This window comes from Clostridium sp., from assembly GCF_040797585.1.
GTDB lineage: Bacteria > Bacillota > Clostridia > Clostridiales > Clostridiaceae > Clostridium_Z.
Genome location: NZ_JBFNEO010000082.1, coordinates 1 through 11435 on the forward strand (window position 1 = coordinate 1; position 11435 = coordinate 11435).

Consider the following 11435-nt stretch of genomic DNA (forward strand, 5'->3'; position numbering starts at 1 on the left):
GCTCAAGAGAGAGGTTAGTAGAAATAAGCATTCTGCTCTTAGTTAAAAGTCTTTTGTTTAAGAGATTAAATAACTCTGTCTTAGAAAAATCAGTGATGTTTTCACTGCCTAAATCATCTATTATAAGTAGGTCACAATTAAATATAAGATCTTTTAAAGTTTTATCATCCCTATATCTTATTGTTTTTAAATCACTTATTAAGTCCTCAGAGGTTCTATAAACTACAAGATATCCTTTATCTAATAATTCCTTAGCTATGCAATGAGTCATAAAGGTTTTACCAGTGCCAGGTGTACCATAAAACAGTAAGTTCTCCTTATGGAATCTAAAATTATCTACATAATATATAGATTTATTTCTTATAGCCTCTATGTTTCTTCTTGGAGTAAGCTTATCTTTACTTACAGAATAATTAGGGTAAAGAGACATATCAAAAGTATTAAAATTTTCAGCTCTTAATATATCTGTAAGCTTAGAGTCTTTATAATAAAGTAATATAAGCTTATGCTTAAAGCAAGAGCATTTCTCTGTTATTATAAAGCCAGTATCCTTACATTTAGGACATCTATACTTAAGGTTTAAGTAATCATTACTATATCCCTTGGATACTAGAAGCTCTGCTTTAGATACCCTAAGATCTGTTATTTGATTTTTTATTCTTTTTATCTCTTCTTCTCTATTTTTAACCTCTTTAAAAGATAACATAGCAAGCTCTACAGATAAAGAACCTATTTTTCGCTCTAAGTTTATTATTTCAGGGTATTTTTTTTCAATTTCTTTTTTTCTTTGATTAAGGGAAGTAGCTTCTTCCTTTTGGATTTTCTCATAGATTTTTAGTATTTGCTCTTGATATCCTCTAATCATTTTTTATCCCATCCTAATAATTTTCTTTCAAGAGATTCAAAGTCATAGCTTCTTTGTTCAAAGTTGTTGAAGTTTCCTTTAGTAATCTTTGGAGTAGATTTTTTAAAGGAAGGTTTATTATCTTTAGTTATGACATCATTTAAAGATTTTATACCATCCTTATGCCAGCTGCTAAGAATTCCATCAATATATTTAAAGTCAGCTCTATTAAGTCTTTCAAAACATATTTTACTTGCCTTTTGGATTACCTCTACTGGGAAGTTCCACTTACTGATCCATTTATCCAAAAGCTCTTCTTGAGGCTTCATTATTTCAGAATCTTTGATTCCTAAATAGGACATAATGTTTCTATATTTAACCCATTTATCCTCATGCTGTTTTATATAAGTTTGAGCATGATCCATGGTTCTTACTCCAGCATCAAACCAAGCAATAGCCACCTTCTCAAAGTACCTAGAGTCTGATTTACCCTTAGATACACAGTATTCAATTAAAATTAATATAAGCTCTGGAGAGAAGTTAAACTGACTTTGCCAACTTAGATAATTCTCCATTTCATTTGGGTTAAGTGGTCTTCCTAGAAGTCTTTCGATTTCTTTCATGGTGCCACGAATTGAATCCTTATTAAGCTCATCTAATAAATTTACATCAGAGTTCGGTGGATTCTCTATATTTATAAGGTCAACAAATTCTACATTGAAGTTACCAAACTTATCTACAGGAATTAATTTTATTATTCCTTCTTCATTCCAATGATTTAAAGCGTTCATTATATCAGATTCTAATAGACTTAAAGTAGAAGCTAAGATCGTTGAGTTAACTCCGATTTCCCCACTTAAGCTATATTTCAGCATTAGAAGATACACCTTAACAAATTCTCCTCTTGCTCTTGGCATAAACTTCTCTATAAATATGTTACTTACAGGAGTATAGTTTACTGATGAATTTTTAAACATAAAAGTACTCATTAACAAAACCTCCTTTGTGGAGTTCCTTCAATACACTCAATTATAGCAAAGGGAAATGAATCTCTCAATAGATAAGACTTCCTATTAAAAACATATATTACAAGAAAAATGAATAATTTCTCAGTTAATAGGTTAAATTAAAAGGGAATGCAATTTTTGTGAAGAAAGGAAGATGAAATAATTGGAGCCCAGTAGTAGTAAGAATATAAGTTTTAAAAAGATATCAATAATGCTTCTTGGATTTTTTATACCATGGGTTGTAATTTTTTACTTTGGAAATTATGTTTTTGCTTATGGTGTTTATGTCAATGATAGTTGCGTAGGATATGTAAAAAATAAAACTTATATGAAGGATGCCTTAAAGGACATAGAAAAAGATTTAGGAGATAGATATAACCTTGCCCGTATAGATAAAGTATTAGAATATAATGTAAGATTTGTTAAAGAAGAATACTTTAATTCCACTGAGGATTTGAAGAAGAATATAAAAGATTCATTAGATCATGATATACAGGTTTTAACTATGAAAAGTGATAATGTTGAGTTAGCTACTGTAATCAATGAGAGTGAGGGGGAGGAGCTTATAGAAAAGCTTAAGGAGTCCTACCTTGAAAATAATAATATTTCAAAGGATAGCTTAAAGTCCGTCTCACTTAAGAGTAATATAACTTATGAGAATAATAACATAAAGATTAAAGATCTAGGAAGTTTTCAAGATACTTATAATAAGGCTGAAAACACTTTAGAGGAATCAAAGTATAAGAGCTTAAAATTTCAAATAGATATGGTAAAAGAAGAAACGGCTAAGATAGGAATACCTAGTGTTATTAAAGCTTCAGATAATATGTATATTGGAGAAAGTAAGGTTATACAAGAAGGAAAAGAAGGGGAAAAAGTCGTTAAGAAAGAAATTACCCTTATAAATGAAGAAAAGATAGGAGAAAAAGTTATAGAGGAGAGCATAACAAAAGAACCTGAGCAAAGGATTGTAGAGAATGGAAGTAAAAATCCTATCAATGAAGATGTAGCTTTTCTTGCTCCACCATCTAGAGGTATTAATGTAACATCGAACTTTGGATATAGGTGGGGAAAACAGCATAAGGGGGTAGATATAGCAGGAAATACAGGAGACCCTATATATGCTGCCTTAGATGGAACTGTTACATTTTCAGGATGGCAAGATGGATATGGTAAGGTTATAAAGATTGATCATGGTGAGGGTATGGAAACTATATATGCTCACTGTAGTTCATTAGATAAGAAAGTTGGAGAAAAGGTCTCTAAAGGAGAAATAATCGCTAAGGTTGGAAGTACAGGAAGAAGTACAGGACCTCATCTACACTTTGAACTTAGAGTAAAAGGTGAAGCTAAGAATCCTCTAAATTATATAGATAAACAATAGTTTAAAAAGAAAAAGCTAATGGCAATTTATTATTTTTGTCATTAGTTTTTTCTTTATTAAAGTATATTTATAAATCACTTAGTATAGAGTTTAAGTCTAATACGCCATAGCCCTGTATGTTTTTAGACAAGGCTACATCTTTACAGCCAATAGAACATAGAGATAAAAAGTCTTTAAATTTTAATGAGGGCTTTTGTTCTATCATTATACTACATAGACCAGCTATATAAGCACAGGCTATTGATGTTCCACTAAAGGTCCTATAAGAAGCTTCTAAGTGAGGGGGGTAAAGTCTTGAGCCATTTCTCTCGGGAATAAAGGATGGTATTGTATTTAAAGAGCAAATGGCATTGCAGCCTGCAGATAATGTTGGTTTTTGCTCCTTAGTACTACTAGGTCCATAGGAGGAGGAGTTATAATCCTTATAACCGCCTTTTGATGTATCTAAACCAGAAACTGTTATGCAGTTTTTTAAAAGCCCTAGACCCATAATACTACCTTCACCTATATTGCTTCCACTTGGGACGATTGGAATTAAGTCTTTCTCTAGGGCAGTATCTAGAAGTTCACTAAATAGAGATAATATAAAACTATTATGGGTTAACATTTCAAAGGGTAGGCAAAGAATCCTTATGTTATTTTCAGTGCTCTCTTGTATTAAATAATCTATGGCAAATAGTATATCTGATGAGAAGCCTCTACCATTTCCATTAAAAGCTTTAACAGAGCATATATTTGCTCCCTTTGCTACCCCTTCATAAGTACCTTTAGAAGCTTTACCATTACCACATATTACTCCAGCCATGAAGGTTCCGTGCCCATTATCATCATAGGGATATTTATATTCATTTATAAGATCTAAAAATAGAGTTATTTTATTAGGATTACTTAAATCATTATGAGGAAATACACCAGTGTCAACTATACCTATGGATACTCCTCTACCATTTAAATCGTACTTACTACTTAATCTTAAATAATTGGAGTTTTTTATACTGCTACCATTATAGGATTCTCTGCTACATAAGAAACATGGATCATCAAGACATATAAAAGACACCTCAGGATATTCACAAAGTCTTTCTAATATATGAGGGGTTAGTGTACAGCCTATGATACCTAGAGTCTTATTAGAACTATGAATTATAGCATTTTTATATTTTAATAGCTTTTCTTCTATACCCTCTTGAAGTTTTTTGCACTTTATTATGACTCTATACTTAGAATAGAGCTTGTTTTCGATACAATAATTTAATTCAGGATGAATTTTAGATTTAAAGGAAAACATAGATTACTCCTTTATAGTAATTACAGTATATATTATATGACAGGAGTTATAAATGTTGATTTCAAAGTATATTAATATATAAAAAAAGCTCAGCATATGCTGAGCCTATTCTTCTATATTAAACTCTCTTTTACAAAGGTCAAAGAATGCCTTAGCAGTAGGTGTTAATGTTCTCTTAGAATTCAATACTAAGTAAATGTATCTTTTCATTGATAAATCTTTTATAGTACTAACCTTTAATAATCCAAGCTTTTCATATTCTGAAGAAACACCTTTAGATACTATTGAAATTCCCATACCAGTTTTAACAAACTGTATTAAAGTATCTAAGTTATTTACTTCGCAGCAAAGATTGATCTTATTAAAATTTATCTCTTTTTCTTCCATTATGTTCTCGAAGGTCTTTCTTGTAGCAGAATTTTTCTCCCTCATAATAAGCTTTTGTTTTAAGAACTCCTCTAGAGATATCTCACTAGCTAATCCAAAGCTTGGGCTAGATACAACAACAAGTTCATCTTCCATAAGACAATAGCTCTTTATTTTATCATTAGAGGCTATGTTACCAACTATCCCAATCTCACAATTTAAATCTATTATATCTTGAATAATTTCACCAGAGCTTTGCTCTAGTATATTAAATTTAATTTGCGGATATTCACTAAAGAACTTATTAACTAAGGATGGAACTATTGTGTTACAAGGTGTTGTACTGGCACCTAGGTTTAAAGTTCCTGAGATATTATTATCAAAATTACATAAGCAGTTTATTGCATTATTTCTTGTGTTTATAATATCAATTGCATATTCTAAAAAGCATTTTCCAGCAGGCGTTAAGTTAACTTCTTTAGAATTTCTATCAAAGAGTTGAATGTTCAACTCCTTTTCTAAGCTTGAGATATGAGAACTTATTGTTGGCTGAGAAAGATATATATGATTAGCAGCCTTAGAAAAGCTCTTTAATTTTGCTACACTTATAAAAGCCTCTATTTGTTTAAAATCCATTTCCAAATCCCCCTTTGATATTAAACGATGTCAACTGTTTGCCCAATTTCTATGAGCTTAATTCGTTTATCCCCTATATCCTTTAAAGTCTCAAGAATTTCTTCTCTATCCTCTAAAGAAAGTATAAATGTATCATAATGGATAGGAATCATAACCTTACTATTCATTTTAGAAAACATATTAAAGCTTTGGATTGGTGTACAGTGCATCTTATCAAAGCCTTCTGGCTTATAACAACCAACAGGCATAAGAGATATGTCACACTTAATCCCATTAAATGCATCTGTATGAGCGGTATCCCCTGCAAAAAATACAGATTTATCCTTAGATTTAATAATGTAAGCATTGCTATCATAGTTTTTTCCCAGGTAATATCTTCTACCATCATGATTTGCAGGTAGAGTTTCAATTACAATATCATCTTCTTTAAAAACATCATTAGGTTTTAGAGTAATAACCTTTTTAAAACCTAAAATAGAAATAAGAGTTTTATATCCTCTAGGAACAATGACCGTAGCAGACTTATCTAATCTAATTAAAGATAAAAAATCAATATGATCCATATGGCCATGAGATAATAATATGTAGTCTATTGATGATGTTTTTAAGTCCATAGATGGCTTAGTAACCCTTCTAAAGTGTCCTAATATACCTATTACTGGATCAGTTACTATGATTTTATCATACAAGTTTATTACTGTGGTTGCATGACCAAACCAATGAACTGAATTTTTCCTAATTGGCTCGTTCTTAGGTGCTCTATGAGGGGTAAACCAATTTTTTATGTTTCTACCTGTAAGCTTAAATAAAAATTTTAAGTTAAAGCCAAACTTCTTTATTTTACCTAAAAAATCTACAGAAAAATTACTCATAATATACCCTTAACTTTTATTATAGGGTTTTATGTTAAAATTTAATATGTACATTGTTCTAAAATATTATAAATATTCAATGAAATTCTTGAATAAATTAATTTTTATATTTAAAACCCCATATTAACCTTTCCACTTAAATATTACAATACCTAACACCATTATTGCAAGACCGATAATCTTAGTCCAGCCAAATATTATTTTGTGAGAGTCAAAAAGTCCGAAGGCATCAATTAATGCAGCCGCTGTAAGTTGAGCAATTAAAATTGTTAGTATAGAATAGGAAGGGCCAAGAAGTTTTATGCCTTCCATTACTGTTATTGTAATTACAACACCTAGAACCCCTCCTAATAGATAGAGCTTATTGGCATCTTTTAAGGCTCTTAAGTCTCCTTTTCCCCAAAATAGTACTATTATAACAGTAAGTAAAAATGCGGTTCCTTGAACAAAAAGATTTGTTTCCCATGAGCCTATTTTTTGCCCAAGTCTTGTGTTGAAAACTCCTTGAAGACTCATAGCTATTCCTGCAACTATTGAAAAAATTAAACCTAACATAAAATAAAATCACCTCAAGAAGTAGTTTTCCCAATTTATAAAAAAAAACTCTAGTTTAAAACTAGAGTTAGTATCCGTTATCTTGACGATTATGATTTTTTTTATTCTTTGACAAATAAGCCTCTTCTATTTCCTTAGAAGTAAATCCTAAAGTATGTCCAAGACTTAAGAAATCCTCAAATAAAGTTACATAATGATCCTTTGATGAGGTTATAACTAAATCATTTAAATCTATGTACAGATTTAAGAACTGGTCAGTTAGGCTGTATTCACCTGCTATTGTTTCTACATCAATGTCACAAAAGCCCTTATCTAGTCCAATAGTAAGTATAAAATGAAGACAATCAACAAATTCTTCTAGAATCACTTCCTTATTAGAAGGTTCTTTAGTGCTCCAGTATTTAAAGCATCTAGTCTCATTTGCTAATTCTCCAAGCTCAACTTGTAGAGCTAAGATTTTTTTTGGAAAAAGGGATGAATTATTTAGATTATGCTCTTCTAAAATCCTATCATTCAACTCCTTTTGAAGCTGAAATAACTTTTGTAAATTCATAAAATAAGGCCGCCTTTCTACCGTTATTGTACCCAAATATATTTTAGCTCATATAATAACAATTGAAAAGTTTTGGAAAACGATTACTATATATAAATTTTTATTTTGTATAAAATTCTAAAAAGTTTTTAATGGATAACTTCTAACAATTATGTCTCTTTTTCCATTGGTAGCCTTCCAAAGTTCTATTTTCTCTACTTTGGCTACTTTTAGAAGGTCAGCTTTTCTATTTAAAAAATTATTTGCAGAATCTTTATTAAGAACATCCTTAGATGAGTTATTAGAGTTTGTTAAGGATATAAATATGTCATCATAGTCCATAGGCATTCTAACGTTGAAACCATGAATTCTTAAAGTATCATGAAATAATCTAGATAGCCTTTTTATATATCCCTTTGATTCTATTTTTAAGTTAAAGGTTCTTATAGGCTCATAAAAGAATATTTCCTCATTTAATTCAATTCTAAATCTCTTATAGGGCTTTAATATATCCATAATTAAAGAATCAAGCTTATCTAAATTAGGATTATCTAAAACCTGAAGAGGTATGTGAAGCATTGGAACATTTCTATTCATTCTATATTTCCTACAAAGATTTCTTTGAACAGGTTCTAATCTTTTATAGGATTCTTCATCAATCAATGCTACAAGATAGTATTTCATATTTCGGCGCCCCCATGTTCTAAATTTTGAAAATTTATAATTATTATATCATACATTATAGTATGTTCATATATGTGGTAAAAATATAGAAAACAGGCAGGTATAAAAACATCTATTTGAACTAATAATAATCATGTAAGCAATAAACAATAAACATAGGAAGGATGATAGTAATGCAACATAATGATAGCATAGGATGCATAGTACATGAATGTAAGTACCACTATAAAAAAGATGATTATTGTACATTAAATAAAATTGAGGTAGTAAAACATGAGCCTCATGCTGAATCAGTAAAATGTACAGATTGTGGAAGTTTTGAACCAGAGCATAGTCACTAAGAAATAGAAGTAATAAACAAAGGAATTCACTTATGATAACATAACTGAATTCCTTTTTTTGTTATTTATATATAATATACAGAAATATAATTCTATAACAACAAAGTTTTTGTACAAATTTACAAATTATATTAAAAAAAACATTGTAAAACCACCCTTATATTATGATATAATGGGGGTTATGAAGAAAGATAATTTTTAATGTTAGAATTTTAAATGAAATTGAATTTAAGTTAGTGGAATTAATCGCATAGAAGTGTTTTTATAATATAGAAAAATAAAATTGAGTATAAGGGTGAAGTGCATGGAAAAGTTAGTTATAAATGGAGGAAAGTCTCTTTTTGGGAGCATTGATATAAGTGGAGCAAAGAATGCAGCCGTAGCTATACTACCAGCTGCAATTATAGCAGGAGAAGGAAAGTGCGTAATTGATAACATACCTGACATAGCAGATATAAATTGTTTAGAAAGAATAGTTGAAAGCCTAGGTTGTATTGTAGAGAGAAATGGAAACTCTTTAACAATAGATAGTACAACATTAAATAATCTAGATGCTTGTACAGAAGATGTTAGAAGAATGAGAGCTTCTTATTATCTTATAGGAGCTTTACTTGCTAGATTTAAAAAAGCAAGAGTTGAATTACCAGGAGGATGCCCAATAGGGGTTAGACCTATAGATCAGCATATTAAAGGGTTCGAGGCTCTAGGAGCTGATGTAAAGATAGAGCATGGTGCAGTAGTTGTTACTGCAGAACATCTTAAGGGAGCAAATATATTCTTCGACGTTGTTACAGTAGGAGCAACTATAAATGTAATGATTGCTGCTACCCTTGCAGAAGGAGTTACAGTTCTTGAGAATGCTGCAAGAGAACCTCATGTAGTAGACGTTGCAAACTTTTTAAATGCCATGGGAGCAAATGTTAAAGGTGCTGGAACAGATATAATAAGAATAACTGGAGTTGAAAAGCTTAAAGGATGTAATTATAGTGTAATTCCTGATCAGATTGAGGCAGGTACATTTATGATAGCAGCTGCAGCTTGTGGTGGAGAAGTTAAGGTAAGTAATGTTATACCAAAGCACTTAGAGTCAATAACTGCAAAGCTTACAGAAATGGGAGCAGAGGTTATTGAAGGGGATGATTCAGTTACAATAAAATCTGATAAGAACCTAAAAGGAGTAAATATAAAAACAGCTCCATATCCAGGATTCCCAACAGATATACAGCAACCTATGAGTACTATACTATCTGTGGCAGAGGGTAGAAGTATAATTAATGAAAGTATATGGGAAAGCAGATTAAAGCATGTTGATGAGCTTAAAAAGATGGGGGCTAATATAAAAGTTGAAGGTAGAACTGCTATATTAGACGGAGTTGATAGACTTACTGGAGCAGTTGTTAAAGCTACAGACTTAAGAGCAGGTGCTGCAATGGTAATAGCAGGACTTATAGCAGATGGAGTTACAGAAATATATAGTATTGAGCATATAGACAGAGGATACCCTCATATAGAAGATAAGTTCAAGAGCTTAGGAGCAGATATACATAGAGAAAAAGAGTAATGGGGGATTTTTATGAAGTTTTGTTCTCTATATAGCGGTAGCAGTGGGAATAGCATATTTCTATCAACAGATAATACCAAAATTTTAATAGATGCAGGAATGGCAGGTAAGCATTTAGATTCTGCGTTAAAAGGGATAGAACAGGATCCCAGTGAGATTGACGCTATATTTATAACTCATGAGCATATAGACCACATTAAAGGAGCAGGTATAATGTCTAGAAAATACGATATACCTATATATGCAAATGAGGGAACATGGATTGCCATGGAAAAAAAGGTTGGAAAAATAAGAGAAGATAACATAAAAGTAATTAAAGATAGATGTATAAGCATAAAGGATATGGACATTGTGAATTATGATATTCTTCACGATGCTGCTTGTCCTGTAGGATATACAATTATTTGTGGAAACAAGAGGGCTAGTGTAACAACAGACCTTGGATGTTTTACTAGTGAAGTTAAAGAGAACATAAAGGACTCTCAAGTTCTATTACTTGAGAGCAATCACGATGTTGAAATGCTAAAGTTTGGACCTTATTCCTACGATCTTAAAAGAAGAATATTAAGTGATGTAGGACATTTATCTAATGATGCCTGTGGAAATGCTTTATTAGAGCTATTACAAAGTGGCAATAAGAAGGTTGTGTTAGGTCACTTAAGTGAAACAAACAACCATCCAGATTTAGCTTACGAGACAGTACTTTCTGTTCTTAGAGATAATGGAGTATTAATAGGTAAAGAAGTTGAGCTTTCCATGGCTCACAGAGGTAAACCAAGTAATTATATAGAATTTTAATTCTATTTGAGGAGAGAATAAACTTATGAAGAGTGTCTTTAGAATATTATTAGTCTTTATAGTAACCTTTATATCTTTATTAGTAGGTTCTAAAAAAGATAAAATAAGTTCTAATAATAAGGAAAGACTAAAAAACATTAAACTAAATTTAGAGAATAAGGATACATCAGGATTAGATGTATTATTTAATGAGCATAAATTACACGGAGAAATAGATATAGGTAGGGAAGAGTTTATATTACCTAAGGGGGAAACTTTAGGTAAATATACTATGAATACCTTAACTAAAGGACCAGCTATTGAGGATAAAATTAATCCTATATTTTTATATAATACTAGGCTTATTATCCCTTCAATTAAGGATAAGATTTTAGTAGGTAATATAACTAAAAAGTTTATTCTAGTGGGAAGCTAAATTAACTCCTTATAATGTTTATTTTCTAAAAGATTACTTGATTTAAAACTATTAAAACTCTCTATTATAAATGTTAAGATAGATTTTTTATTCTTAATATATAGATGTACTACATCATATCTTAAGCTAAACTTCAAGTTAACTATGATTTA

The 11435-nt window shown here is 30.6% G+C and carries 13 protein-coding genes; 5 read left to right on the top strand and 8 right to left on the bottom strand.

Going from position 1 to position 11435, the window contains the following annotated elements; all coding sequences use genetic code 11:
* Both AB2369_RS07055 and AB2369_RS07060 read right to left on the bottom strand, forming a co-directional pair.
* Window positions 1-865: ATP-binding protein (locus tag AB2369_RS07055; protein WP_367665774.1), on the bottom strand; the 865-nt coding region annotated here is incomplete at its 3' end.
* Window positions 862-1833, bottom strand: a complete 972-nt coding sequence (locus tag AB2369_RS07060) for a DnaD domain protein (RefSeq protein ID WP_367665775.1) — start codon at window positions 1831-1833, stop codon at window positions 862-864. The genes AB2369_RS07055 and AB2369_RS07060, both read right to left, overlap by 4 nt.
* A gap of 181 nt (window positions 1834-2014) precedes the next feature.
* On the opposite strand from AB2369_RS07060, the gene AB2369_RS07065 reads away from it, so the two are divergent.
* Window positions 2015-3235 carry a peptidoglycan DD-metalloendopeptidase family protein gene (locus tag AB2369_RS07065; protein WP_367665776.1) on the top strand — a complete coding sequence of 407 codons (1221 nt, stop codon included), beginning with the start codon at window positions 2015-2017 and terminating at the stop codon, window positions 3233-3235.
* Window positions 3236-3302: 67 nt separating this feature from the next.
* Here AB2369_RS07065 and AB2369_RS07070 read toward each other — a convergent pair whose 3' ends face one another.
* The 6 genes from AB2369_RS07070 to AB2369_RS07095 all read right to left on the bottom strand — a co-directional run bounded on the left by AB2369_RS07070 (window position 3303) and on the right by AB2369_RS07095 (window position 8168).
* Entirely contained in the window at window positions 3303-4523 is a 1221-nt protein-coding gene (locus tag AB2369_RS07070; RefSeq protein WP_367665777.1) for a S8 family serine peptidase, read from the bottom strand.
* A gap of 105 nt (window positions 4524-4628) precedes the next feature.
* Window positions 4629-5525: a selenium metabolism-associated LysR family transcriptional regulator gene (locus AB2369_RS07075; protein ID WP_367665778.1), complete on the bottom strand. Its 897-nt coding sequence runs from the start codon at window positions 5523-5525 to the stop codon at window positions 4629-4631.
* 20 nt (window positions 5526-5545) lie between these two features.
* Window positions 5546-6397 carry an MBL fold metallo-hydrolase gene (locus AB2369_RS07080; protein ID WP_367665779.1) on the bottom strand — a complete coding sequence of 284 codons (852 nt, stop codon included), beginning with the start codon at window positions 6395-6397 and terminating at the stop codon, window positions 5546-5548.
* 123 nt (window positions 6398-6520) lie between these two features.
* Entirely contained in the window at window positions 6521-6952 is a 432-nt protein-coding gene (locus AB2369_RS07085; RefSeq protein ID WP_367665780.1) for a DMT family transporter, read from the bottom strand.
* 67 nt (window positions 6953-7019) lie between these two features.
* A complete protein-coding gene (locus AB2369_RS07090) occupies window positions 7020-7505 on the bottom strand; it encodes a dUTP diphosphatase (RefSeq protein ID WP_367665781.1) in 486 nt (161 codons plus the stop codon).
* A gap of 117 nt (window positions 7506-7622) precedes the next feature.
* On the bottom strand, window positions 7623-8168 hold the full coding sequence (locus AB2369_RS07095) for a 2'-5' RNA ligase family protein (protein ID WP_367665782.1): 546 nt from the start codon (window positions 8166-8168) through the stop codon (window positions 7623-7625).
* A 173-nt stretch (window positions 8169-8341) separates the two neighbouring features.
* Here AB2369_RS07095 and AB2369_RS07100 point away from each other — a divergent pair, with 173 nt between their 5' ends.
* From AB2369_RS07100 to AB2369_RS07115, 4 genes are all read left to right on the top strand, one after another.
* Complete coding sequence (locus AB2369_RS07100) at window positions 8342-8509, top strand: DUF1540 domain-containing protein (RefSeq protein WP_367665783.1); 168 nt, start codon at window positions 8342-8344, stop codon at window positions 8507-8509.
* Between the two features lie 304 nt (window positions 8510-8813).
* Complete coding sequence (locus AB2369_RS07105) at window positions 8814-10070, top strand: UDP-N-acetylglucosamine 1-carboxyvinyltransferase (RefSeq protein ID WP_367665784.1); 1257 nt, start codon at window positions 8814-8816, stop codon at window positions 10068-10070.
* A gap of 12 nt (window positions 10071-10082) precedes the next feature.
* Window positions 10083-10868: an MBL fold metallo-hydrolase gene (locus AB2369_RS07110; protein ID WP_367665785.1), complete on the top strand. Its 786-nt coding sequence runs from the start codon at window positions 10083-10085 to the stop codon at window positions 10866-10868.
* A gap of 25 nt (window positions 10869-10893) precedes the next feature.
* Window positions 10894-11283, top strand: a complete 390-nt coding sequence (locus tag AB2369_RS07115) for a hypothetical protein (protein ID WP_367665786.1) — start codon at window positions 10894-10896, stop codon at window positions 11281-11283.
* Window positions 11284-11435: the final 152 nt, after the last annotated feature.